Raw genomic sequence first — 26,043 nt, forward strand, 5'->3', positions numbered from 1 at the left:
TGAATCATTTATTAATAATAATTAATACAAAACAAATAGTGTTTTCTGGTAGAATCAGTCTGGATCTAAGGACTTACTTATGAACCAGAAGATCCGCGACTGTTCTAAGAAGTCGAGGATCTGACTAGTGAATTTAGGTGTAAGTCCTGGATATCAAATTGAAACTTTCAGGTGATTAATTGTGAAAAACTGGCTGCATAAATTATTGGTAGGATTAGTTTGTTGTATTTTTTTAGTTTGTGGATGGCAAAATAGAGCATTAGCGGTAGAAGTTACCCAAAATGTTTATGATTATCTATTGCAATATCAACCAGAAACTTATAATCTGCTTAAACAGGAATTAGCAGAAAGTATTGAAGATGCTAAACAACCACTAGCAGATGAAGTAGTTAATAATCTTTGGGCATTATCTCCCAATAATCCCCAAGTTAAATGGCGAGAAAATAATGGCAACATAGAATATTTAATGTCAACTTGGAAATATACAAGTAACCCAAGTACAGATTGGCCGGTAGGTGCAAAAAAACTTTTAGCTTATCAAACTTGGTTTACCGCAGTACCACAAGTAAAACAATTTTGTCAGCAATATCAAGCAACTGATAGCAATATTCCTGATAATGTTGAACTTTCATTGCGGTTACAACAGTATTTGGGGTTAATTTTAAATAAATATTCTACTAAAACCCATTTTGTAGAAATGTGGGTCAAAGCAAAAGATTTAACTAGACCATGTATTGATGGAGAAATTAACGATTCTAGTTGTAATCTTTTACCTGTTCCTGTTCCTGATAGCAGTCCTGTGATTAAGGCAATATACACTAATTCCTACACCAACAGTAAACAAGAATATTATCCTTGGACGGGGTTAGGTTATACTTATGATTGGGGAAATAAACAAAAACCTCATCAAGGACCAAGCGAGTTTATTATTAATCCCACTCCAGAAAAACCTGTGGAGGTAGAGGTTGTTTCTGTGACACAAACCCAAGAATATTGTCAGCGCGTACAGTAATTAGGAATTTCCAGGGCGGGGAAAACCCGCCGCTACTGGGTGTTATCTACCTAGTTTGTTGGGAATATCGGCACAACCTCCGGGAATTGTTTTGCGGCTTTTTTCTCCACACCAAGCGCAGCAGTAATAACGGATGGAGTCGGACATTCTTTGGGCGTTGGTAAAGTTGGCATTTTCGATGACTGCACCAGTATATTCTCCGGTTTCATAGTTGGGGGGTTCAGTACGACTGCGGGGGGATGCTTGTTCTGCTGCACCGTAAAAGAGACGGACTGCGTTTAAATCACTCTCGCTGAGGTTGGCATCATATAAGATGGTGCGGGACAGGTTGGCTTTTACTAGGTCACAACTGCTAAGATTAGCCCGGATGAGATTAGCTTCACTTAAATCTGTCCAGCGTAAATCGTTGTTAGCAACATCAGCACCGGCTAACATAACACCTAAATCTATGACGCGGACTCCTTCTAAACGATCTTCGGCGTAACCACCACTACCATCAAGAATAGCTCTCCCTAAACGGCGATCGCGCTGTAGGGGAGTGAGTAATTTAGAACGGGAGAGAAAGCGGAGAATTTTGGCTTTACCACTGCCATCTACACTACTAAATATGGCGGCTGTACGTCCTTCAGCGATCGCTCTTTCTTGTGGCCAATCTTCTAATAATCCTTCTTCATCTAAGACTAGATCGGAAACACCTTGGAAGTAAGAATCTATAGTTTGTTGTTGGGTAATAATGTTTTGCTGTACTGTCAGTAGGTTTTGTTGGATAGTCAAATCTTTGGAAATTACATATTGTCGCCAAGCTACGTAAACGGCAATAATAGCGATCGCAATTTGTCCTAGTGCCCCAAACCATTCTGCTAAGGTTCCCGATGCTTCCCAGTTGATTCTCCTACCCCAACGCAGTAAACTATTACCCAAATTCGTAAACTTTAATAGACCAATTATGGCGACAATTATGCCCACTAACCCAATAAATACATTTTTATCTTGAGGTGAAAACCACTCTTGAATGACATTTTGCAAGCGAGGGAAGAGTATCCACACGGATAACAACAAAGTAGCGAAAGTTCCCGAAATACCTAGAAATGAGTTATTAATGACAACACCAACCAGAGTCAGGGCGATCGCTAAACTCGTGAATAACAAAATTCTGGGGGCAATTCCCATCTGAAACCGAGACTTATCTTGCAGCAGAGAAGATGTTCTGTTGATAATATTTGTTTTCAGAGAAGATGGTAAAAATACTGATTTATTAATCTTTTCCTCTCCTAGTAATAACTGATTACTGCCATCTATTTCCAATTCATCTTCCTGCTTGATCTCTGGGGAAGATGGGTGGTGAGGTGTATCAGATTCATGAATAGTCATTCGATTTTGGATTTTATATTTTAGATTTTAGATTTTGGATTGATGTCCCGGATCAAGCCGGGAGGTTGTATCATTAGGGAATTATTGACCATTCTTGTAATTTTCCTCCCATCGTCTCACCAAAAACCCAAGGTCTATAAAAACACTGACATTGAAAGTATTATATAGCGTTTCCCTCCAATCTAATGAAGTATATATCAATTTATTCTCTGTTCCCTGCGATGCCCTGAGCAAGTCGAAGGGTCGAAGTATTCCCTGCCCACACAAATCTATTCAGACATCAAAACGGATTGCTGTATGATAAGGATTGCCATAGATGAGTAAATTTTACACAATGGTTGAATTGATTTATTGAGCTTGGATATGGTATTCTATGCCTAATTCAACAGAACTTTATCCAAATCTTCATTTTTAGTTTACATAATCAAAAAACAATTAATCACAATCTGTTGATTTTGATACGACTTTTAAAACCCAATCAGTTTTAGGACCATTCTATGAGTTTTGTAGGTGCAGTATGGTAATTTGGCAGCGCTTAATTGCCTCTAGTTTAATCAGTTGCTTGGCAATTGGTTGTAATGATTTGGCAAATTCTTCATCTGACAATGCTCAACAAGTAGTTCAACAAACTAATGTTAACCAACTGATCACAGAAGTACAAGATAGTCAAAAAGCAGAAACCCTATTACTCCAAGGTAATGGATTATTAGATAGCCACCGTTATCAAGAAGCTTTAATTGTCTATAATCAGGTGATAGCTCTAAAAAATGATAGCCCAGAAACCTATGTAAATCGGGGCAATGCCTTAATCGCTTTGCACCAATATCCAGAAGCTGTAGAATCATACAATAAGGCGATCGCCATTCGTCCCAATCAGGTTCAAGCTTGGTATAATCGAGGCAATGCTTTAACTGCTACACGCCGTTATGAAGAAGCTGTAAAATCATACAATGAAGCCATCACGATTGAACCAAGTAAACACGAAGCTTGGATTAATCGGGGAATTGCCCTCACAAAATTGCAACGCTACAAAGAAGCTTTAGCTTCTTACAATCAAGCAATTACTATTCAACCTAATTTGCATCAAGCATATTATAATAAAGCTTGTAATTATGCCTTGCAAAACAATACAGAACTAGCCTTAGAAAACCTGAAAGAAGCTATTAAGTTTGTCCCCCAAAAATATCAAAATCTCGCCAAAAACGACCCCGATTTTGATAAGATCAGAGGTACAGAGCAGTTTCAGAAATTATTAATTAGTTCTGCAAAATAAGTTATGTATTTGGGAGAGGGAACAGGAAGGATCAGGGAATAGCAATGTCACAACTTCAACGCATTACCATTAACTCTCAACAACTTCAAGCCAGCCAACTGTTATTAACATCTCAACAGCAACATTATTTATGGCGAGTATTGCGTTTACAAGATGGTGATCAATTTATTGCTATGGATGGTATGGGTAAATGGTGGTTAGCACAGTTACAAGGAGAACAAGCGCAGATTTTAGAACCACTGGAAACTAATCAGGAATTACCCCTATCTATTACCTTGATGATGGCCTTACCCAAGGGTAATGGCTTTGATGAAATTGTCCGGTATTGTACAGAATTAGGAGTAACTTCCATTGTACCAATTTTGAGCGATCGCACCCTGTTAAATCCCAGTTCGCAAAAACTAGAGCGTTGGCGGCGCATAGCCTCAGAAGCCGCAGAACAATCAGAAAGAACCATAGTTCCCACCATCCTAGAACCAGTCACTTTTAATACGGCTATTCAAAACTGTACTTCTAATCATCGTTATATCTGTGAAGCCCGTGGAAACTATCCCCATTTACACCACATCATCAATAATATTACCTATCAAATATATGAAATAATGATTGCTATCGGACCAGAAGGCGGATGGACAGATCAAGAACTAGAAATAGCTATAAAATCAGGGTTTATACTTATTTCGTTGGGTCGTCGTATCCTCCGTGCAGTTACAGCCCCCATCGTTGCCATATCTTTAATAGCCGCCAAATTTGAATCATAACGAAGGCAGGAGGCTTTTTTTGGAATGGGGGATTTATACTCCAAAAATTTTCCCATTAAAAGGCGAAGTTTTAGACCAGATTGTTTCAATAACCACGCGCTGAATTGAAAACCTGTAAACAACACCTAATTATTTTTACCCGGTATCCAGAACCAGGGAAAACAAAAACCCGACTCATACCAGCGTTGGGAGAAGTTGGTGCTGCCCATTTGCACCAGCAGATGACCGAATATACTGTTTCCCAAGCCCAAGAATTGGTAAAAATCGCCAGAATATCCGTAGAAGTACGATTTACTGGCGGTAATTTACAAAAAATGCAACATTGGTTAGGAAATGATTTAGAATATCAGAGTCAGGAGGAAGGGGATTTAGGTATCAGAATGGAGCGATCGCTTAACCATGCCTTTAAACAAAAAGCAGAACAAGTGATCATTATTGGTACAGACTGTCCCAATTTCAGTTTACAAATTTTAGCAACAGCTTTTAAACAATTAAAAACGTTTAATCTGGTACTGGGTCCAGCCCTAGATGGCGGTTATTACTTAATCGGCTTACAACAACCACAACCCGAATTATTTAAGAACATTCACTGGGGTACTGATCAAGTATTAATAGAAACATTAAAAATTGCCAAAAGCAGGGATCTATCAATATATTCTCTGCCACTTTTAGCAGATATTGATCGTCCAGAAGATTTGAAAACTATAGGATTATAGGATTATTATTAGACATCCGGTGGTAATTAAATGTGCTTGCCTTGAAACCCTTGTACAGAAGTTCCGCCGGAACGTCTCTATGCCTAAATTTATACCTGGTTTCAGCAACGCCGATTTTTCAAATACACGTACTGGGGCTGGATATTACCCACGTGGAAATACTTATATTTAATGTTTATAACACATAGACAATTACTTATATATAAGCAAAGAAATGGTAATGATTGGCAAAAAACTCTATTATCTAAAAAAGCAAAAACTTGATAAACTAAGACCCATAAAATGTCGTCGCAGTTTAGTTTTGAAAAGCTCATGTTAGATTATGTTTAAACTACCTCAAGCATTTTCCGTATTAGGTTTACCAGTCCATGTTATGAAAGATTATCCAGACTGGTTAATAGATTGTTTACAAAAAGGTCAAGGAACTCATGTTGTTACATTGAATGCAGAAATGACCATGCAAGCAGAACGGAATCTAGCCTTAGCAAAAGTAATTAAAAATGCTGAACTAGTAATTCCCGACGGTGCAGGGGTTGTTCTCTATTTACAATATTTACTAGGACAAGACATCCAACGTTGTCCAGGCATTGAACTGGCAGAAAAATTATTAGAAACTGTTGCAAAACAACAAATGGCTGCCTCAATATTTTTGTATGGAGGCGCACCAGGGGTGGCCGCCACAGCAGCAAATTTATGGCAAGAAAAACTGCCCACATTGAAAATATTAGGAACACATTCTGGTTATCATTCCCCAGAAGAAGAACAACAATTATTGGAAACCCTCACCCAACTACAACCACAAATTATCTTTGTTGGTTTGGGCGTACCACGTCAAGAATTATGGATTGCAGAACACCGCCATTTGTGTCCTCATTCCATTTGGGTAGGTGTTGGTGGTAGTTTTGATATTTGGTCAGGAACAAAAACACGCGCTCCCTATTGGTTAGCCAATAATAACCTAGAATGGCTGTATAGATTATATCAAGAACCTTGGCGCTGGCGACGGATGTTAGCCTTACCAGAATTTGCCTTTAAATCCTTGATTTATCGTTTAACGGCAAAGGATGTAAAAACTTTGGAATATTGAAAAAGATAGAAAACATACACAGGGTGGGGAAACCTTGCCCCCACAATAATTATGTCTATATTAATAGAGTCTCTAGAGTGCATTCCCAGCCAGAGTCTGGGAACGAGGGAAAAAAGTTTTGAATATTTTCGACAAATGCTAGAGTATTTTCTAAGTGGATATTATGACCGACTTGATTAATGATTTTTAACTGAATAAAATTACATTTTTCAGTCATTGCCATATTAATATCAATAAATTTTTTATCTTTTTCTCCAACTAATAATAATAGAGGAATAGTATTTTGAGTTAGTGATTCCCATAAACAAGGTTGAGAACCTGTTCCCATAAACTGCAATGATTTAACTAAGTTGAGAGGATGATTTGCTATTCTACTTTCAAGCATAGATTGATATTGTGGATGGTTTTTAATATCACCAAAAATTGGCTGTTGATACCAATTGTTGAGAAAGTTATAAAAATCATCTTTATTTGTCATTCTCGATAATTTTTGGGCTATTTGAGAATCACTTTTAATTCTGGCTAATCTGGCTGTTTCTGTTAATAAACCAGGAGAAGCAGATTCTAAAATAACTTTAATAAATCTGTGGGGAAAATGTAGAGTGAGATATAAAGCTAATCTTCCTCCCATTGAGTAACCAATTAAAAAACATTTATCAATATTTAATTGATCTAATAAGTTAATAATAGCTTGGGCTGTGGATGACATGGTATAGTTTTCATCATCACTAACTTCAGTTTTACCATGTCCTGGTAAATCTAAAGTTAGGTAGGAAAAGTTATTAAATAATAATTTGATAGTTTGATCAAATTCATTGATATTCCCCATGAAACCGTGAAGGAAAAGCATAATGGGTTTATTAGGATTGATAGTTAAAGAATAGTTGAATTGAAATTGGTTAAAAGTCATTTTTCTATTATTTAGTAGATAAAAGTGAGATTTTCTTGAAGAGAAATATAATCTATTTGACATACTCACCGACCTAAAGGCGCGGTGATTCTTGACGCTTCACTGACTGATGCTACCGAAGTAGTCTTACTCTGTCTCTGCGTCCGTTTAGAGTCGTGGCAATGCCCTATCCCGACTTTATTTATATTTTTGGCAGCATTTTCATCACGGTCGTGTTCAGTTCCACAATTTAAACACTGAACCTTCCGAATTTTTAAATCAAGTTTACCCCATTTGTATCCACATTCAGAACAAACTTGACTTGTTGCTTCCCATCTACTAATAACACGGAACTCTCTATTAAACGTTTAGATTTTTAGTATAAATTAACTCTAGAGAATGAGGCTTTTTGAAGTTCTCTTTCTTCTCATTGTCCTCAACTAGAGTCACTGATGTTCTTTTGTCTTCCTACCCCCCTCATAACTGCTCTTTTTTGTCAAATTTCATGTTAAGAAAAATGTTTATAATGGATAGCTAGAAGGACGGGGCTTGTATCCCACCTTCCGCACCCTAAACTGTCACACAATGAAAAATGGTCGTTTGGGGATTTGAGATTGGCGAACTGCTTGCAGCAGCGCTTCGCTATCGCCACCTAAGATTTAGGCTATTTTGTATCAAAATTATCCTCACAGGTATTCAAAAATCCGATAGCAGAGCGTGGCGTTAGCCATAATTACCGATTGTGACACCAGGGGGTGCGGAATGTGGGTTAAATTAGCAATAGCGAACTGCTTGCAGCAGCGATTCGCTATCACAAAGCACTCCGTAGGAATCACTATATGACCAACACCACAAATATATTAAAGCAAGCCACAGACGGGTTACTGATGATGAGTGAATCAGAATGCCCCTTTGAGGTCTTTACTTGGGAATCCACAGCATTGAATGAAGCTACATTATTAGAAAAGACGGGTCATTGTCAGGGTACACCTGTTAAACTTGTGGAAATTGATAATTTCTTTAAAAACTCAGTGAGTGAGAAAGATTGGCACGAGGACGAGGAAAAAGCCACTGTGAAAAAGTTTAAAAATCTTGTGAATGTCTTGAAAACTAATTTAACTAATTTACAAGGTTATAAAATAGGTAGTAAAGAAATTGATGTTTATATTCTTGGTAATACCCCTGATGGTATAGCAGGGATTTCTACTAAAGTTGTGGAAACCTAAAGATTGTCAACTTTGCTTTCAATCACTAGTTGAATATTGGGAGAAACATTAGAGAGAAAATCATACCCTGTTAGTTCTTCTAGGGTATCCACACTGGTTCTAAAGACCTTCCAATTATTATCAAGTTGTTCATCATTGGGGATATTGACAGCAATAACACGGGTATTAGCAGTAACACCATTGAGTTCAGTACCGGGGTTATCCAAGACTACAACAATTTTCCAGGTAGATTGGGGAATTGTGACTAAATTCTTCAATTTCCCCTTACTACCAACCGAACCAGCAATAATATAAAGTTCCTTACCTTGTGCTACTAATTCCCTACAATAATCCTCCAGATTCCCCCAGGTATTGCGGTTATTATCGGGTGTTTGGGGCATCATATTAGTCATCAAGAAAGTTGCTGCATTATCTTCAGTACTGCGGGTTCTATCAGCTGATGGGGTAACATGACCTCTATCATATCCTGAACCATTATAAGCAGTGGGTTTAATGCGTTCCCAACCTTCAGGTAAGTTGTTATCAGGTTTAAAGTTATCCTGACGCTCTGCACTGCCAAACCATGATTTATTTAACTGCCAACTTACCCAATTAGGAGTACCATTACTGCGATTGTAAGACAGTACATACTGGGGTTTTATCATCAAGTAATTATCAGGGCTATTAACATTGGTTGCGGCTTGACTGGGATTACCTAATAGCAAATGAACCGATGGTATATTTCTAGGAAGTAATTCTGGTTCCAGTTCTAAAGTGAGTTGTGCTTGTGCTGGTAAACAAATCAGTAGCCCAATTACAAAACTAATTAATTGGACTTTTATAAACTTAATCATAAATTACTCAGTTTTTATTGAAATACTTGAACAAACTGTAAAGCAATTAGGACAGGCATTCAGGATATCCATATCAGTATCAGCAACCTGTAGAAATAAAATCTTTTGCACCTGAGAACTTAGCGATGAATTGGGTAGTCTGAATTGCATCGTCTATGGCGTTGTATTGATGTTGTTTTCTCTTAACTTTATATTCTAGAACTAAGTAGGTGAACCGAAAACTCTTTCGGTGTTCCCTGTTCCCTGTTCCCCGTTCCCTGTTCCCTTGCCCCAAGGACAATTTTTAACGCTAACCTACTTATCATTGGTTGATTGTTTACGACCTGTAACTGTTATACAATGAGTGTTTACACGGAAACAGTGACAAAATATATTGAAGACCAAGGCATTAACGTCAATGCAGGATAAATCCTGCAACTAGCCTTCATTTCTTGTCTAAAGCCCAGATGTGGCTCCCTAAGTCAGCCGCACCTTCAAGGGTTTTCGGCATTTTCTTCATAAGACCCTGAAACTAACAACTTGTATACATCATTCAGTCTCAAGTGAGACTATCAATTTACTCTAAAATCTCATATCCACAATCATTTAATTTTTTGGTGGTGTGCGTCGTCTTTGCAGAAAGTCAGGAATATCCAAAGAGGGTTTTTCTTTTGGTTCTGTGCGTAAATTGGGATTGTTAGCGGGTGGTTGTGGTGTTATTGTTCTTCTAGTTGTTTGTGAGGGAGTAGGAGTGACAGTTCTGGAAGTAACTACAGTTTGTGATGATGGAGCTTGAATTTCACCAGTAAACCCAGTGGCAATTACAGTTATTCTCACTTCTCCTTGTAATCTGTCATCTATGACTGCACCAAAAATAATATTGGCATTGGGATCAACTACTTCATAGATAGTTTCTGCGGCCGCATTAACTTCATGGAGAGTCAGATCACTACCACCAGTAATATTAAAGACAACTCCTCTAGCACCTTCAATAGAACATTCCAATAAAGGAGACGAAATGGCAGCGATCGCCGCTTCTCTCGCTCTAGATTTACCTGAACTCACACCAATTCCCATCAAAGCTGATCCAGCATCCGCCATAACAGCTCGCACATCAGCAAAGTCAACGTTGACTAATCCAGGAATGGTAATAATATCGGAAATACCTTGCACACCTTGACGCAATACATCATCGGCATAGCGGAAAGCTTCTTGCACAGGAGTTTGTTCTGGGATCACTTCCAACAGCTTGTTATTGGGAATAATAATCAAGGTGTCTACGCGACTTTTTAAGCCTTCAATCCCTTGTTCTGCTTGGCTAGTGCGTCTGCGTCCTTCAAAAATAAATGGCCGAGTCACTACACCAACAGTCAGAGCGCCCATTTCTTTGGCTACCTCTGCCACAATTGGGGCTGCACCTGTACCCGTACCGCCGCCCATACCAGCAGTGATAAAAACTAGGTCTGCACCATCCAAAGCAGTAGCAATCTCATCACGGGATTCTTCCGCTGCCTTTTGACCAATTGCCGGATTTCCCCCAGCACCCAATCCTCTAGTCAGTTTTTGCCCAATTTGCAAGCGACTAGGAGCGCCCGCTAATGTCAAGGCTTGGGCATCAGTGTTAATTGACCAAAACTCTACCCCAGAGACATCGGACTCAATCATGCGGTTGACAGCATTGCCGCCACCACCACCGACACCAATCACTTTGATGTTGGCAACACGACCGGGAACAATTTCACCAATACCGTTATTTTCAGTAGAAATTCTCTTACTATCTTTACCTTGGGAAAAATTCAACCCAGAGTTATTAAAAGGATTGCTTGAGTTAACTGCCAGAGATAACCCTGGTTGTCCTCCAGTTTGAGAGTTATAGGTAAGCCCTTGGTTCTTATCAAGTGTCATTGGATTTGTGAAAGGTAGATAAACGAGTTTTATTGGTGTGATTCACCCAAGAGTTAAATCATAGCCATAATTTATTGTGGCACTGTGTTTTATGGTTTTTACTATATTCCCAGCCTACATGATTGCAGATGAAATAGATGAAATATAGCAATGGTAACAAACTGAGGTCTAAACCTAAATTGCAAAGCCATATATAAAGCCTGTTTTTCCCATGACTTTTTTCCTGCTGCATTCTTGAGATGATTAGCTGTATAGTTTATGATATCAGCCACTAATGTTGCTAACTCTGCCGATATGCCAAAAAGTATAGTTCTAAAAAGCATAGACATTTACATTAGACTTCAGAAGCTATAACTTACTGAATTAGGCTTTAATGGTTCAAAGCTCCTTCCTGCTTCATTTTCAACGCAGATTTTTCCATCTCTTAAGGTAGCATTTTTTGTCTTGGTTTCGTGATTTCTATTACTGGTAGTTAATGACGATCATTCCTACAGCTAAAAAAATCTCGATATAACTTGATTTCAGTTATACAACTAGTTATTAACTTTACCAGCAGTGAAAGCAACATTGAGAAGATAGGGTTATTGTTAATGTGTTTGTGTTTTCTGGGATGGCTGGGATTTTTTGGCATCTAAGCCAGATTTTGATTGATACTCTTGTACTAATGGAGTGGCAGGATTTTTAAGATTAACATAATCCATATTACTCACATTAACTTTAGTATGTAAATATCGCATTTGTCCAAGTACCTGAATTTTTTCTAATAATTTGTTATTGGGGCTGCCTAAATGCACATTTCCCAATTCAGTTTTTAAGATTAAATTAGTGGGATCTTGAAAATTAATTTCTGTCACCTTGAGAGAAGTTCGGGCGATCGCTTCATAGAGTTGATTCCAGAATGGCTTGTACTCAGCAGGAGAACCAATAACGATTATTTGGGGTAATTTGGACTGAGGGTTCATTGACGCATAGTTATCTATTGACATCCAGACCCCATTCACATCTAGTAAACCTAGTTGATTTTGTTTATTAGTACCTGGGCTATTTTGTAAACAAGACTTAACATTAGATCTAGTACGAAGAAGACAGTTAGTGACTGTTTTATCTTGACTAACTTGAGCGATCGCCACTGGGACTCGTTCCTGAATTTCAATAATTAAACTCGGTGGTAGTAGACGACGAGTGACAGTAGCTTTAGCAATATTGGGTTGTTTCCTGAGAGTATCCGCAATGATGGTAGGTTCAATGCGCCATAAAGACTGGGGAGAAGATAGCCCTAGCAGCTTATCAATATCCTTTTGTTTGACAACTTGATCCCCAGATTTAATAACTATTTGCGCGGAATCCTTTAAAACCCAGATAGGCTGAATTGCCACCCAGAACAAAGCAGAAGCAAATCCAGTTACAGCCATTGTTTGCCAAACAGCCTTAATAATTTTAATCTGTCGTTGGCGACGTAATTTTTGCCGCCTCTGGACTAAATTTCTCCGTGAAACTGATAATATTCCTGCCATATATACCTCTTGTAAATATCCGTTAAATTGATTTTTTATATTTCTATTTGCTGATATATACTCAAAATGGCTTTATCATTTTATTTTTGATGGTGATGCAGTCACCATCAAATTTAGAAATTTTTAATCTACTGACTTTAAATGTTGCACTATTCTGACTGCTGATCAAGCCTGAAAACATCATGAGTATAATTGGGAAGAGCATCTTCATTACTAACCTCCTCCGACAAATTCACTAACAAAGCTTGTATTCGCATCCGGGCAATATAAGGCCAACCGCCTTCTGATTCAATATCTTTGAGTAGTGAGTATAGTCGCTGACGATTTGTTGGCAAATTTGCCTGAAATACTCCATCCCGAATTTCTCTGTGTAACTGTTCTAAATGGCGTAACACAGCCAATAGAGCAATAACATCTCCATCACAAGCTTGAGCTACTTCTTTCACAGCAGTAGAAATATCCTGTAAACGCCAGGATAAATCCCCAGAGTCCGAATTTTGATCATTGTTCACAGCAAGGGTTACTCCATAAAACTATTGACACTCCCCGATCTAAAGACGTGGGGACTCTACCAGACTCACCGTTAGACGACAGGTTAACACCAATCGCCCAAGAGGGCAAATCTCCTGTAGCGTAAGTTCCCCTATGCCCTACGGTACTTAATCCTAATGTGAGGATGTTAATACTAGCGTTAATATCCCTATCTTCAACAAACCTACAATGATGACGGGATATTGGGAGAGTCTGTTAATTGATCAACGATTGACGCAAAATATAGTAGAGAAGCTAGAAAGAGAAATGTTTGTTGCTTCTTCCCACTGAACTTCTAAACTCCTACTCCTCTGCTCCCCTGCCTCCTACCTCCTGATACATAACTTTATAGCTATTATCAGGTAGGAAGAATCCTTAGTGATAAGCTATAGAAGGCTTTTCCATGATTTGCGCTGTATTACAGCAGGATTTAACGACTAGAATCTTTTGATTTTGAGTTAAAAAAAATCGTATGATCTGGCTAATTTCCCTATCCAAACAATTGTATGTACTCGCAATACATACACCATCGACAATGGATGCGGTCGGCTGCTTAGTCTATGGTTTGAATTCCAGACTCACAAGATAAATGACGTTTAAGTACGTTTAGTCAAGCAGTTGCACAAATTAAATACTAATTTTTGACATTGAGGTTGACCATGAGGTATCGCGCTTTAATCGTTGCTTTTCTTGCTATGTGCTTAGGACTAATTACCGCTTGCAGTGATGCACCATCTGCCACCGCCCGCGAAGTCCTTACTTATGAACAAATTCGCGGCACTGGGTTAGCAAACAAATGCCCCCAACTGTCAGAAACCAGCCGTGGTTCTATCCCCATTGATGCCAATCAAACATACACTATCAAAGAACTTTGTTTAGAACCAACAAGTTACTTTGTCAAAGAAGAACCTGCTAACAAACGTCAAAAAGCAGAATTTGTACCTGGTAAAGTAATGACTAGATATACCTCTACCATTGACCAAGTACAAGGAAAGCTCACCGTTAACCCAGATAATAGCTTGACTTTTAAAGAAGAAGATGGTCTAGATTTCCAAGCTATTACTGTTAAACTTCCTGGCGGTGAATTAGTGCCTTTCTTATTTACCATTAAAAACTTAGTTGCACAAACACAGCCTAACTTAACCAACATTAATACATCCACTGACTTTGAAGGAACTTTTAAAGTACCTTCCTATCGTGGTGCTGCTTTCTTAGATCCTAAAGGTCGTGGTGTAGTTAGTGGTTATGATAATGCGGTAGCTTTACCTGCCCAATCTGATGCTGAAGACTTAACCCGTACTAACGTTAAGCGTGCAGAAATCCTCAAGGGTAAAATTTCCTTACAAGTTGCCAAAGTAGATAATGCTTCTGGTGAAATAGCTGGGACTTTTGAAAGTGAACAACCTTCTGATACAGACTTAGGTGCAGGTGAACCTAAAGAAGTGAAGATTCGTGGTTTATTCTATGGACGTATTGAACCTAACGCTTAAATCTGAGGTTTAAATGTAAGAATTCAGGAGTATGGCTAACGCCACGCTGGGTTATCAGAATGAAGAATGAAGAACATTTTTCTTTTATCTTCCCTGTTCCCTGAATCCTTACGTTTAAATATAAAATTTAGAACTCAAGAAAATTGATTTCTGGAATTTTCCTTAACCAAGATGCAGATTATTTACAAATAGCATCTTGGTTTTTTATAAGTGGTGGGAAAAGAGGGAACAGACAAGTTTTCCTACAATTGATAAAATGATCTGTCAACTTCCGATTTATATCAGGCATTATGAATAAATTAAAAAAATCTCCCCAAAAAAATCTTTTGTGGGAAAGATTAATGGCTATTACTGCTGCGGCTAACCTAGTATTAGTTTTATTTGATTTAAGTTATGTACCTTGGCGAGATTTTTACTTCCGGAGACTTCCCCAACTAACTCTATTATATGATCCCATTAAAGGTATTGAACCTCATCGTGACACTACAAAATATCTAGAAGCCATTGCAGCATTAGAAGAACAGGTAAGTCAAACAGGTTTAAATTCAGCAGAAACAAAAACCAAATTAGCGGATATTCGTCTTCTTAGTAAAGAGATGATCGAAACTAATCCTTTTGGTGGGGCTGGTAAAACAGGCACGCTGGAAAAAATTAAAAAGCGGATGCGGGAACACATTGGCAACGAATCAGCCAAGGGAGCATTTAATACTTTTTGGAGTCGGGAGTATTTATCTCAAAATAATTGGAACCAACAAATACAATTTTTTAATACAAATATTCGCCCAGGAATTGCTGCCAACTATTACCGGAAAATTGATGAAAACGGAGAACCAACAAATGATTTTTGGATGATTGATTTACCGTTTATGATTCTATTTGCCATAGAATTATCTGGACGGGCTTTGTTAATTAAACGTAGATATAGTCATTTAAGCTGGTTAGAGGCAATTATTTGGCGTTGGTATGATTTATTATTAATAGTCCCCTTGTGGCGATGGTTGCGAGTTATACCAGTTATAATTAGACTAGATCAAGCTCAATTAATTGATCTTCATTTGATAAGAAAACAACTACATCAAGGCATTTTGGCTAATTTTGCCGAAGAAATTACGGAAATTGTGGTAGTACAGGTAATTAATCAAGTTCAAGGTTCTATTCAACGGGGGGAAATTACCCGTTGGTTATTACAATCAGAAAATGTTCGTTCTTACATAGATATTAATAATATCAATGAAATAGAAGCCCTGACAGGATTATTTATTAAAACTCTGGTTAATCAAGTATTACCAAAAATCCAACCGGAATTGAATGCAATTCTATGTCATAGTATTGAGGTTGCTTGTCAACAATTACCAGGTTATAAGAACTTGCTCATGTTACCAGGATTAGGTCAAGCAAAAGTACAAATTAGTGAACAATTAGCCAGCCAAATTACTAATAATATCTATGCAGCTTTAACGACTGTAACTGGAGATTCTATAGCTGCTAAACTTTCTAGTCAGTTAATCGAAAAATTTACAGATTCCTTAGCTTCGGAAATTAAACAAAAACAAGTCATGACAGAAGTACAAACTTTATTAAATGACTTTTTAGAAGAGGTGAAAATTAACTATATTCAACGTTTATCAACGGAAGATATAGAGAAAATTTTAGAACAAACTAGAAAAATGCGAACAGAATCATCCAGTAGCCTGTCTATTCCTCAATAACAATACCTTGATCAGTAGGTTGGGTTGTAGAACGTAAACATTCGCGAAGCAATAGCATGAAACCCAAGAAATGCCTTGGGTTGCGCTGTCGCTTAACCCAACCTACATAAAATGGACAAGGTATTGATATTTGATTCAGATTAGATACAAAAGCTGCAAGCAAGATGCCCGCACCAAAAGAGTTGTATAATTTAGTAAATTATTTAGCCGTCTCTGGATACAAAATGAGTTTGATAGATGTTTCTTATGGAAGTTCCAGAAATCGCAATATCTGTATGAGACTAAAGGAAGACAAAGATTATGGTTTAAGTCAAGGTATGGCTTAAACCACACTATGCTATAGGAGGATTTATGCGTGCAGTCTTAATGGCAGGTGGTTCGGGAACAAGGTTACGTCCTTTGACTTGCGATTTACCCAAACCGATGGTTCCTATTTTAAATCGCCCAATTGCTGAACATATTATCAATCTCCTGAAACGACACCAAATTTATGAAGTAATTGCTACATTACATTATTTACCAGATGTCCTCCGTGATTACTTCCAAGATGGTGGTGATTTTGGTGTACAAATGACCTATGCTATTGAAGAAGATCAGCCATTAGGAACAGCCGGTTGTGTTAAAAATATTGCTGAACTTTTGGATGAAACTTTTTTAGTTATTAGTGGTGATAGTATTACAGATTTTGATCTGAGTGCAGCCATTGAATTTCATAAACAAAAACAATCAAAAGCGACTTTAATTTTAACCCGTGTGCCTAACCCGATTGAATTTGGGGTGGTGATTACAGATACGGAAGGACGGATTAATAGATTTTTAGAAAAACCTTCTACCAGTGAAATTTTTTCCGATACTGTCAATACTGGAACTTATATTTTAGAACCAGAAGTTTTAGACTATTTACCAGAACATACTGAATGCGACTTTTCCAAAGATTTATTTCCCTTATTACTAGCTAAAAATGAGCCGATTTATGGTTATGTGGCTGAGGGTTATTGGTGTGATGTGGGTCATTTGGATGCTTACCGCGAAGCCCAGTATGATGCTTTAGAAAGAAAAGTGAGGCTAAAAGTAGCTTATCCCGAAATTGCTCCCGGTTTATGGATAGGACAAAATACTTATATTGATCCTAGCGCCAAAATTGCAACTCCCGCAGTTATTGGAAATAATTGCCGCATTGGTGCGAGGGTAAAAATTGAAGATGGTACAGTAATTGGTGATAATGTCACCATTGGTGCTGATGCCCATTTAAAGCGGCCTATTATTTGGAATGGGGCAATTATTGGGGATGAAGCCCAATTATCGGCTTGTGTCATTTCCCGTGGAACTCGGGTAGATAGACGCGCTCATGTTTTAGAAGCTGCTGTAGTTGGTTCTTTATCCACCGTGGGAGAGGAGGCGCAAATTAGTCCTGGGGTGAGGGTGTGGCCGAGTAAAAAGATTGAGTCTGGGGCGGTTTTAAATATTAATCTGATTTGGGGGAATATCGCCCAAAGGAATTTATTTGGACAGAGGGGAGTACAGGGTTTAGCCAATATTGATATTACGCCAGAGTTTGCGGTGAAGTTGGGTGCTGCTTATGGTTCAACTTTGAAACCTGGTTCAATGGTGACAGTTTCCCGTGATCAACGCAATGTTTCCCGCATGGTGACACGCTCTTTAATTGCGGGTTTAATGTCTGTGGGTGTGGATGTGCAAAATCTCGATACCACAGCCATTCCCATCGCGCGGACGGTGATACCGACAATGCAAGTGACTGGGGGTATTCATGTACGGGTACATCCAGAACGGCGGGATTATATCTTAATTGAGTTTATGGATATGAAAGGAATTAATATTTCTAAAGCTCAAGAAAAGAAAATTGAGGGGGCCTATTTTAAGGAAGATATGCGCCGTTCCCAAAGTCATGAAATTGGAGATGTGGTATATTCTAGCCAATTAATGGATTGCTATGGCAAGGCTTTTGAGAAGTTATTGAATGTGGATACTCTGCGTCATAGTCGGGCAAAGGTGGTAATTGACTATGTTTACGCTGTGTCTGGGGCGGTTTTACCGCAAATGTTAGATAAATTTGGTGCTGATGCGGTGGTGCTAAATGCAAGTTTGAATAAAACGGCGATTTCTAACGCTGATAGGGAATTACTGTTAACTCAATTAGGCCATGTTGTGGAGGCGGTAAATGCTAATTTTGGTGTGCAGGTATCAGCCAATGGGGAACAGTTAATCTTAGTTGATGAATCGGGTTTTCCCATTCGGGGGGAAATGCTGACGGCTTTGATGGTGGATATGATGTTAACTGCAAATCCTAGAAGTTCGGTAGTTGTTCCAGTTCATGCTTCTAGTGCGGTGGAATTAGTCGCTCATCGTCATGATGGTAATGTAATTCGCACGAAAGCAAATCCGACGGCTTTAATGGAAGCTTGTCAAAAAAATCCCAATGTGGTTTTAGGCGGTAGTGGAGAAACTGGATTTATTTTTCCGCAGTTGCATCCAGGATTTGATTCCATGTTCTGTATTGCCAAGTTAATTGAAATGTTAACAATTCAAGAGCGATCGCTTGCAACTGTCCGTTCTGAGTTACCCCGTGTCATTCACAGAACTTACACAGTGCGCTGTCCTTGGACTGCTAAGGGGGCGTTAATGCGTTATTTGGTGGAAACTCACCCCGCGCAAAATTTGGAATTAATTGATGGTGTGAAAATTCGTCAACCCTATGATGACAATTGGGTGTTATTGTTACCTGATGCCAGTGAGCCGTTAGTTCATCTTTATGTTAACAGTAGCGATCGGGATTGGGTAGATGAAACTCTCAGAGACTACCGCGCTCGTGTGCAGTATTTTGTGGAACGGGAACAGGAGAACTATAGATTGGATATCTAATTTTTGGTAATTTACCACCTTTATCTTGTTTGTTTTTCAGCCATGTTAAGAAAGATGTGGGTAATGGATAGGTTAATTGACGCGCCATTCATCCCACGCTGCCCTTTGAGTCAGGCGTGGGGCTTGGAGTCGGTTAAGCTAAAGCTGTCAAGCTTCTGTTCAGACTAGGTGCTGCTTTAGATGGGAATGAAAAATGTTAGAGTGAAAAGTGCATCTAGTAGCATTAAAATCTTGACTAAATCACCTGTGCGGAAAATCGTTATTGCTGGTAACTGGAAAATGTTTAAAACCCAGGCAGAATCCGCAGAATTTTTAAGCGGATTTTTGCCTCACTTGGAGGAAACACCCTCACAAAGAGAGGTGATATTATGTCCTCCCTTCACCGATTTAAGCCTGATTTCCAAATCTTTACATGGTAGTCGTGTAAATTTGGGCGCTCAAAACGTCCACTGGGAAGAAAACGGCGCGTATACGGGAGAAATTGCTGCTCCCATGCTTCTAGAAATCGGTGTGCGTTACGTAATTATTGGACACAGCGAAAGAAGACAATTCTTTGGGGAAACAGATGCAACTGTAAATCTCCGCCTCAAAGCAGCCCAAAAATATGGACTCGTACCTATTCTCTGTGTTGGGGAAACAAAACAACAACGGGATGCAGGGGAAACCGAATCAATAATTAGCACCCAATTAAAAAAAGATTTAGTAGATATTGATCAAGCTAACTTGATCATTGCCTATGAACCAATTTGGGCTATTGGTACTGGTGATACCTGTGAAAGCAAGGAAGCAAATCGGGTAATTGGTTTAATTCGCAGTCAATTAACTAATCCTCTAGTTCCGATCCAATATGGCGGTTCAGTCAAACCGAATAATATTGATGAAATCATGGAACAGCCAGAAATTGATGGTGCGCTTGTCGGTGGCGCTAGTCTAGAACCTGATAGTTTTGCCAGAATTGTCAATTATCAATAGTGGGGATAGGGGGATGGGGGTAAATCAATTCAAAATTCAAAATTCAAAAGTTTTATGTCTAGTAAGTTAACTATCCGCGATCGCTGTTTTGCTTGGGGACAGCGAACTTATATGATGGGGATTTTGAATGTCACCCCTGATAGTTTTAGTGATGGTGGTAAATTTAACACTACCTCGGCAGCTTTAACTCAGGCTCAAGCGATGGTGGCGGCTGGTGCTGATATCATTGATATTGGCGGACAGTCCACCCGTCCCGGCGCAGAGCAAATATCACTAGAAACGGAAATGGAGCGTGTACTCTCGGTTTTGGAGTTGTTACGTCCATTAATTGATGTTCCTATTTCCGTAGATACAACTAGGGCAGGAGTAGCTAAAGCAGCAATCCAAGCTGGGGCAGATATAGTTAATGATATTTCGGCTGGAACATTTGACCCGCAAATGTTGCCAACTGTGGCTAGTTTAGATGTACCGATCATCTTAATGCACATTCGTGGCAATCCTCAAACTATGCAACAATTGACAAATTATCAAGATTTAATGGGTGATATTTATAATTTTTTATCTGAGAAAATTACCGCCGCGAAGTTATTAGGAATTGACCATAATAAAATTATTATTGATCCTGGTATTGGGTTTGCTAAAAATCAGGAGCAGAATTTAGAAATTTTGCGCCAGTTGCGATCGCTCAAAAAACTGAATTCTCCCATTTTAGTTGGAGTATCTCGCAAGAGTTTTATCGGTAATATTCTCAACCAACCAGATCCTAAATTGCGAGTGTGGGGAACAGCCGCAGCCTGTTGTGCAGCCGTTTTTAATGGTGCAGATATCCTCCGAGTTCACGATGTTGAAGAAATGCAACAAGTTACTTTAGTAGCAGATGCTATTTATCGTAATTCTTAATCAGGGTGTACTGTCAACAGTTAACAGTTAACAGTTAACAGTCAACTAATTAGATCCATTCCCATTACTAGATTTCTGATTATGATTTTCTTCTACTGAATCAGAAATTAATTCTTGAAACATTTCCGTTGAATTAGCAGGATCTACAAACACAATTTTAGCATTATTACTTTCACCCAACTTTTGACTAGCATCTACATAATCTTGAGCCACTAAATAGCGTAAAATATCCTTACTTTCAGGATGTTTACGTAAGGCTTCAGCTATTATTTCTATAGATGTTTTTGTTCCTTCAGCCCGTTTAACTGCTGCTTGTCTTTCACCTTCCGCCGCTTCTATTACTGCTTTTTTCTTAATTTGTGCTGTTTGTTGTTCTTGCATTGACTTGCGTACAGCCTCCGGTGGGTTGATACTTTGAATATCTAACCGGATAATTTCTACTCCCCAATCCGACGCAATTGGATTTAATTCCCCTAATATATTCTTGTTCATTTCATCTCTGGACATATTAGTCTCCTCCAAGGTATTTTGGGCAATGTTTTCTCGGAGGGTAGTTGTAGCTAAATTGCTAAGTGCTGGTTGTAAATCATCAATTGCATAATAGCTTTTTTCAATGTCCTGGATGCGCCAATAAAGAATAGCATCAACTTCTAAATACACACCATCTCTAGTAATAACATTTTGCGGTTTAATATCTAATAACTGCTCTCTAGTTGTATCTTCCATCACAATTTGATCAAGGATGGGAACAATAAAACTTAGTCCGGGGTTGAGTTTACGATGATACCGCCCTAGTCTTTCCACTAAAGCCACATTACCCTGATTTACCAGCTTTGCCGATGCTAACCCATAACCAACGATAACTAAAAATATGATAAAAATTATTGGATCCATTATTCTCTCCTATTTCAACCTTGAGCAGAATTGATTGTTATCTTTATGAATTTACTAACTTTAATTTTAAATGGGTTGAATGTGTAAAAATTTATCCTAATTTAATGACTACAGTAGGGGCTAAGCATTCGGGGGATAACCTATGGCTAAAACCATTGATTTTCCGTCCGAATGCTTCGCCCTTTGCTTGACAAGAAAGCGGTCTAAAGACACATTGATTTTCCGTCCGAATGCTTCGCCCCTACTTGAGACATCATTCTACGTTAACCACCGGGCTGCGTCTTTAGCGTGGTAAGTTAAAATTAAATCTGCACCTGCACGCTTGAAGCCTGTTAAGGTTTCCATAACTACACGTTGTTCATCAATCCAGCCATTTAAAGCCGCAGCTTTGACCATGGCATACTCACCGGATACATTATAAGCCGCTACAGGTAAATTACTCGCTTCCTTTACCCGCCAGATTATATCCATATATGCTAAGGCTGGCTTAACCATAATCATGTCAGCACCTTCGGCTATATCTAACTCAATTTCTTTAATAGCTTCACGGGCGTTACCGGGATCCATTTGGTAGGTGCGGCGATCTCCAAACTGTGGTGTTGAGTCAGCAGCATCTCGGAATGGCCCATAATAAGCCGAAGCATATTTAGCAGCATAGGACATAATCGGCGTATCTGTGAATCCAGCTTCATCCAAGCCGGCGCGAATAGCTTGAACAAAACCATCCATCATCCCAGAAGGGGCGATAATATCTGCACCCGCTTTAGCTTGAGAAACGGCGGTTTTCTTTAATAATTCTAAAGTCGGGTCATTTAAAACCCGTCCTGTCAAATCACCAACTTGTAAATAGCCACAATGGCCATGACTTGTATATTCACACAAACAGGTATCTGCTACCACAATTAAATCAGGAACTGCATTTTTTACTGCGGTTGCTGCTTTTTGTACTATCCCACAATCATGCCAAGCACCGGTAGCATCTACGTCTTTATCTTCAGGAATTCCAAATAAAATAATTGCCGGAATTCCTAAGTCATAAACCTCTTTAGCTTCTTCAACAATTTTATCTACCGATAGCTGATAGACACCGGGCATAGATTTGACTTCCTTAGCAATACCTTCGCCGGGTACAGCAAATAATGGATAAATCAAATCGCTAGTATTTAAAACGGTTTCACGTACCATACGACGTAATTGGGTATGGCTACGCAAGCGGCGGGGACGATGTACTGGAAACATAAATTTTGTTCAGACAAAACAATAGGATGGACACAGAATCAGGACTTACGCAAAATAGAACGAAAGTAGGGGTAATTCATGAATTACCCCTACGAAATAATTCAGTTACATCTTGCGTAAGTCCTAAGAATAAAGCGTCACAAAACGATGTTTTTAGCTTGCTCTATTCAGACAAACTACAATCAGTGCTTAACTGTCTTTTGCCCTACTGTTGATGAAGCTGTGGGGCAATTTTATATTTTACAGCTTGAGATACACTAGCCGAGAATCAATTTGCAAAAAACAATCTTAAAAAATTAGATCAATTGATTTTAGTAAATTAGTGATTCAAAGATTGGTAATTAATTAAATTACCATATTTTTTACCAATTTTATCTTACAATAATCGAAAAATAAGCGGATAACGCCAAGGTTCACTAGAATTGCTAAAAACCCCAATTAGTGCCAAGATAGTTAGTCCCCAGTGGAGTAGATATCCTAGTCCTAGAATTGGCAACAAAACAAATAGTGGTAAAATCAACCAACCGGTAAAAAATAACAATCCTGCCAAGATCGATCCGTATAACCAAACGTTAAAGTGAAAGTTGATAGACTCTTTGGCGTTTTCCTTGACGACGGGATCATCGGTAACAAATAATATAGCTATAGGTAGGCCAATTGATACACCCGCAGTGCTGAAAAAAATTGCGCCATGACACAATGCGGATAGTAATTTTCGCTTGTCTATGTCGTACATTCTTTTCTCCTATTCAATTCTGGTTAATTATTATATCAAGAATGAGTGCATCATTTCCAGGCTAAAATATGCCCTCCATTCTTAAATATCTTTATGTGGTGAGTTAGTCAGGTTATAACCCACCATCAAGTTATCATTCCCAGATCCCCGACTTCTTTGATTAATTGTGTCTATAAATGATAAATTGATTACAGAAGTCGGGGATCTTTTGCCTCACCTGAATTTTGCCTCATCTGAATTATGAGGATTGATCTGAGTAGGAGATAATTTAACAACAGCAATAGGTATTGCAGTTGCTACAATCAAAACCGCAATAGCTAAAATCACAGCCACAGGTTTACCTCCAGATGTGACTAACACTGTCATAATGTTCTTGATTGTTTCTCCTACGACTTGTGTTAATTCAACGATTTCTGATTTAGTGAACTTATCAACTATCTTCTCCCCAGTTTCTAAAATTTTGCTGGTGTTGTCGGACTGGATGGGAAGATTATCCTTTTTAGTGGGTTGTTGAGACATGGGTTTACACTCCTGGGATATGTGTCTTTTTTCATGTCTCTATCATTGCCTGTCGTTATACGGAATAACTAGGATCTAGGTAAATATAGGATTATCGGGATAAATCTCAAAAATTTCTAGGTAAATCTAGGTAAATCTAGGATAATGTGGGTTTTGTTGTAAAATAATAACTACTCTCGCAACTCACACAGGTGCAAATGGAAGCAGAAAAAGCCTTAAAATCTATTCAACAAATATTGAAAACAAGAAGAAAACCATTTAATAGTATAGAATCACGAGTTTTTATCCAAATTTGGAAAGGCAAAACTTATGCTCAAATGTTAGGTATTATATATAAATCTAACGGTAACGTATATTCAGAAGCGTATTTTTTGGAAGTAGCTACCAAAAAGCTATTTCCAAAAATTAGAACACTTTTAAATAATGACGATATTGATAAATTTAATTTTAAAGAAGAAATAGAAATATTTTTGAGGAATAATGATGAAACAGAAATATTTTCAAGGGATGATAATGAAATTATAGATAGTCCTGAAGATCAGCCAAATCCCTTTGTTCCCACAACTGGAAGAATAGAGAACCTAAAAAAGTTTTTTGGTAGAGAACAAGAAATAAAGCAGATATTTGAACTTCTCAATAATGCTAGTAGTGTAGCGATTATTGGTGAACAAGCAATTGGTAAATCATCTTTATTATTTGCAGTTTACCAACAATCAATAAATCTTTTAAAATCTCCACGTCAAAACGTTTTTCTCGATATGAATAATATTCATAATCAAGAAGATTTTTATTTTGCTATTTGTGAAAAACTTGATATACCAGAGAACACAGGTTATAGATTTACTAGAAATTTAGAAAATAAAAGAGTATTATTAATTCTAGATAATGTTGGTAAATTGAATGGAGAAGGATTTACAAGAGATGTAAGAGATCATTTACGGGGTTTAGCTGAGGGTGAAAACGCTTGTTTAAAATTAGTTTTAGCCGCAAATGAATCTCTAAAAACATTATTTAATGATAGTTATCAAATATCCCCATTAGCCGATATTTGTCAACAAGTAGATATTCTTCCTTGGAAGGAAGAAACTATCCATGATTTTATTGCCAAACGGTTACAACCAACCACGATTGATTTTACAGAAACAGATATCCAAGAACTGATTCAAGCAAGCGGTGGACACCCGCAAAAATTAACCCAGCTTTGTTATGATTTGTATAAGGAATATTCTCAAAAAAACAATATTTAAAAATATATTATGAGTACAAAATCCTCCGTACCGCGTTTAGATTTAGCCCCTAAATTACGCCGTCCTCTCTCTTTATGGAATCCTTTAGATTATCTATTGTTGTTGTGTTGGGTGTTTTATTTTCCCCAGGCTTTGCGGTGGTATGTTGATACCTTTGGTGGGGGGTATTCTTATGAAATAGATTGGAATAATTCTGTTCAGCGTAATTTACTATTTCAGGGTGTGGTTTTAACAGTAATTACACCAATATTGACTTGTTTTTGTCTTCAAGAATTAGGCTTGCGTGTTGACTGGTTCGGTGTGGCGGTAGGTGTGGCGGTAGGTGTGGCGGTAGGTGTGGCGGTAAATGGGGTATTTAGT

The 26,043-nt window shown here is 38.3% G+C and carries 24 protein-coding genes and 3 pseudogenes; 14 read left to right on the forward strand and 13 right to left on the reverse strand.

Annotated features, from left to right (window positions below; all coding sequences use genetic code 11):
* Positions 1 to 181: 181 nt before the first annotated feature.
* Positions 182 to 1,012, forward strand: a complete 831-nt coding sequence (locus CUN59_RS04025; protein ID WP_104386625.1) for a hypothetical protein — start codon at positions 182 to 184, stop codon at positions 1,010 to 1,012.
* Positions 1,013 to 1,054: 42 nt separating this feature from the next.
* On the opposite strand, the gene CUN59_RS04030 is transcribed toward CUN59_RS04025, so the two are convergent.
* The gene (locus CUN59_RS04030; protein ID WP_104386626.1) at positions 1,055 to 2,383 is read right to left on the reverse strand and encodes a pentapeptide repeat-containing protein; all 1,329 of its coding nucleotides are present in this window, start codon (positions 2,381 to 2,383) and stop codon (positions 1,055 to 1,057) included.
* 517 nt (positions 2,384 to 2,900) lie between these two features.
* Between CUN59_RS04030 and CUN59_RS04035 the strand changes: the two genes are divergently transcribed.
* The 4 genes from CUN59_RS04035 (at position 2,901) to CUN59_RS04050 (ending at position 6,220) form a co-directional block, all read left to right on the forward strand.
* The gene (locus CUN59_RS04035) at positions 2,901 to 3,656 is read left to right on the forward strand and encodes a tetratricopeptide repeat protein (protein ID WP_104386627.1); all 756 of its coding nucleotides are present in this window, start codon (positions 2,901 to 2,903) and stop codon (positions 3,654 to 3,656) included.
* A gap of 44 nt (positions 3,657 to 3,700) precedes the next feature.
* Positions 3,701 to 4,417: a 16S rRNA (uracil(1498)-N(3))-methyltransferase gene (locus CUN59_RS04040; protein WP_104386628.1), complete on the forward strand. Its 717-nt coding sequence runs from the start codon at positions 3,701 to 3,703 to the stop codon at positions 4,415 to 4,417.
* 104 nt (positions 4,418 to 4,521) lie between these two features.
* Positions 4,522 to 5,133 carry a TIGR04282 family arsenosugar biosynthesis glycosyltransferase gene (locus CUN59_RS04045; protein ID WP_104386629.1) on the forward strand — a complete coding sequence of 204 codons (612 nt, stop codon included), beginning with the start codon at positions 4,522 to 4,524 and terminating at the stop codon, positions 5,131 to 5,133.
* 322 nt (positions 5,134 to 5,455) lie between these two features.
* A complete protein-coding gene (locus CUN59_RS04050) occupies positions 5,456 to 6,220 on the forward strand; it encodes a WecB/TagA/CpsF family glycosyltransferase (RefSeq protein WP_104386630.1) in 765 nt (254 codons plus the stop codon).
* 55 nt (positions 6,221 to 6,275) lie between these two features.
* Here CUN59_RS04050 and menH read toward each other — a convergent pair whose 3' ends face one another.
* Both menH and CUN59_RS04060 read right to left on the reverse strand, forming a co-directional pair.
* Positions 6,276 to 7,130, reverse strand: a complete 855-nt coding sequence (menH, locus tag CUN59_RS04055; protein WP_104386631.1) for a 2-succinyl-6-hydroxy-2,4-cyclohexadiene-1-carboxylate synthase — start codon at positions 7,128 to 7,130, stop codon at positions 6,276 to 6,278.
* A gap of 65 nt (positions 7,131 to 7,195) precedes the next feature.
* Positions 7,196 to 7,459 (reverse strand): annotated as a pseudogene (locus CUN59_RS04060) (zinc ribbon domain-containing protein); the annotation flags it as partial.
* Positions 7,460 to 7,948: 489 nt separating this feature from the next.
* Between CUN59_RS04060 and CUN59_RS04065 the strand changes: the two are divergent.
* Positions 7,949 to 8,335, forward strand: coding sequence for a nuclease A inhibitor family protein (locus CUN59_RS04065; protein WP_104386632.1), 387 nt, complete (start codon positions 7,949 to 7,951; stop codon positions 8,333 to 8,335).
* On the opposite strand, the gene CUN59_RS04070 is transcribed toward CUN59_RS04065, so the two are convergent.
* The 6 genes and pseudogenes from CUN59_RS04070 to CUN59_RS21875 all read right to left on the reverse strand — a co-directional run.
* Complete coding sequence (locus CUN59_RS04070; RefSeq protein WP_104386633.1) at positions 8,332 to 9,168, reverse strand: DNA/RNA non-specific endonuclease; 837 nt, start codon at positions 9,166 to 9,168, stop codon at positions 8,332 to 8,334. The two genes, CUN59_RS04065 and CUN59_RS04070, sit on opposite strands and share 4 nt — an antisense overlap.
* Before the next feature lie 585 nt (positions 9,169 to 9,753).
* Positions 9,754 to 11,052, reverse strand: a complete 1,299-nt coding sequence (gene ftsZ / locus CUN59_RS04080; protein WP_104386635.1) for a cell division protein FtsZ — start codon at positions 11,050 to 11,052, stop codon at positions 9,754 to 9,756.
* A gap of 101 nt (positions 11,053 to 11,153) precedes the next feature.
* Positions 11,154 to 11,375 (reverse strand): hypothetical protein, encoded by a 222-nt coding sequence (locus CUN59_RS04085; protein ID WP_207765362.1) that lies wholly within the window; start codon positions 11,373 to 11,375, stop codon positions 11,154 to 11,156.
* A 264-nt stretch (positions 11,376 to 11,639) separates the two neighbouring features.
* Entirely contained in the window at positions 11,640 to 12,566 is a 927-nt protein-coding gene (locus CUN59_RS04090; RefSeq protein WP_104386637.1) for a cell division protein FtsQ/DivIB, read from the reverse strand.
* Between the two features lie 149 nt (positions 12,567 to 12,715).
* Entirely contained in the window at positions 12,716 to 13,078 is a 363-nt protein-coding gene (locus tag CUN59_RS04095) for a hypothetical protein (protein WP_104386638.1), read from the reverse strand.
* Positions 13,068 to 13,289: pseudogene (locus CUN59_RS21875) on the reverse strand (hypothetical protein); the annotation flags it as partial. The gene CUN59_RS04095 and the pseudogene CUN59_RS21875, both read right to left, overlap by 11 nt.
* Positions 13,290 to 13,756: 467 nt before the next feature.
* On the opposite strand from CUN59_RS21875, the gene CUN59_RS04105 reads away from it, so the two are divergent.
* From CUN59_RS04105 to folP, 6 genes are all read left to right on the forward strand, one after another.
* Complete coding sequence (locus CUN59_RS04105; protein WP_104386639.1) at positions 13,757 to 14,587, forward strand: photosystem II manganese-stabilizing polypeptide; 831 nt, start codon at positions 13,757 to 13,759, stop codon at positions 14,585 to 14,587.
* A 290-nt stretch (positions 14,588 to 14,877) separates the two neighbouring features.
* Positions 14,878 to 16,296, forward strand: coding sequence for a hypothetical protein (locus CUN59_RS04110; RefSeq protein ID WP_104386640.1), 1,419 nt, complete (start codon positions 14,878 to 14,880; stop codon positions 16,294 to 16,296).
* A 164-nt stretch (positions 16,297 to 16,460) separates the two neighbouring features.
* Complete coding sequence (locus CUN59_RS21310; protein WP_165790151.1) at positions 16,461 to 16,622, forward strand: hypothetical protein; 162 nt, start codon at positions 16,461 to 16,463, stop codon at positions 16,620 to 16,622.
* Positions 16,623 to 16,647: 25 nt separating this feature from the next.
* Positions 16,648 to 19,176: a mannose-1-phosphate guanyltransferase gene (locus CUN59_RS04115; protein WP_104386641.1), complete on the forward strand. Its 2,529-nt coding sequence runs from the start codon at positions 16,648 to 16,650 to the stop codon at positions 19,174 to 19,176.
* 246 nt (positions 19,177 to 19,422) lie between these two features.
* Positions 19,423 to 20,148: a triose-phosphate isomerase gene (gene tpiA, locus CUN59_RS04120; protein ID WP_104386694.1), complete on the forward strand. Its 726-nt coding sequence runs from the start codon at positions 19,423 to 19,425 to the stop codon at positions 20,146 to 20,148.
* 54 nt (positions 20,149 to 20,202) lie between these two features.
* Positions 20,203 to 21,048, forward strand: coding sequence for a dihydropteroate synthase (folP, locus tag CUN59_RS04125; RefSeq protein WP_104386642.1), 846 nt, complete (start codon positions 20,203 to 20,205; stop codon positions 21,046 to 21,048).
* A 45-nt stretch (positions 21,049 to 21,093) separates the two neighbouring features.
* Here folP and CUN59_RS04130 read toward each other — a convergent pair whose 3' ends face one another.
* From CUN59_RS04130 to CUN59_RS04145, 4 genes are all read right to left on the reverse strand, one after another.
* Positions 21,094 to 21,942: an SPFH domain-containing protein gene (locus CUN59_RS04130; protein ID WP_104386643.1), complete on the reverse strand. Its 849-nt coding sequence runs from the start codon at positions 21,940 to 21,942 to the stop codon at positions 21,094 to 21,096.
* A 258-nt stretch (positions 21,943 to 22,200) separates the two neighbouring features.
* The gene (gene hemB / locus CUN59_RS04135) at positions 22,201 to 23,181 is read right to left on the reverse strand and encodes a porphobilinogen synthase (RefSeq protein WP_104386644.1); all 981 of its coding nucleotides are present in this window, start codon (positions 23,179 to 23,181) and stop codon (positions 22,201 to 22,203) included.
* A 376-nt stretch (positions 23,182 to 23,557) separates the two neighbouring features.
* On the reverse strand, positions 23,558 to 23,917 hold the full coding sequence (locus CUN59_RS04140) for a DUF4870 domain-containing protein (RefSeq protein WP_104386645.1): 360 nt from the start codon (positions 23,915 to 23,917) through the stop codon (positions 23,558 to 23,560).
* Positions 23,918 to 24,130: 213 nt separating this feature from the next.
* Positions 24,131 to 24,436: a hypothetical protein gene (locus tag CUN59_RS04145; RefSeq protein WP_104386646.1), complete on the reverse strand. Its 306-nt coding sequence runs from the start codon at positions 24,434 to 24,436 to the stop codon at positions 24,131 to 24,133.
* A gap of 197 nt (positions 24,437 to 24,633) precedes the next feature.
* Between CUN59_RS04145 and CUN59_RS04150 the strand changes: the two genes are divergently transcribed.
* Together CUN59_RS04150 and CUN59_RS04155 are read left to right on the forward strand one after the other, a co-directional pair.
* Positions 24,634 to 25,683 carry an ATP-binding protein gene (locus CUN59_RS04150; RefSeq protein ID WP_104386647.1) on the forward strand — a complete coding sequence of 350 codons (1,050 nt, stop codon included), beginning with the start codon at positions 24,634 to 24,636 and terminating at the stop codon, positions 25,681 to 25,683.
* A 9-nt stretch (positions 25,684 to 25,692) separates the two neighbouring features.
* A pseudogene (locus CUN59_RS04155) lies at positions 25,693 to 26,043 on the forward strand (ATP-binding protein); the annotation flags it as partial.

Origin of the sequence: Cuspidothrix issatschenkoi CHARLIE-1, from assembly GCF_002934005.1 — a bacterium.
GTDB lineage: Bacteria > Cyanobacteriota > Cyanobacteriia > Cyanobacteriales > Nostocaceae > Cuspidothrix > Cuspidothrix issatschenkoi.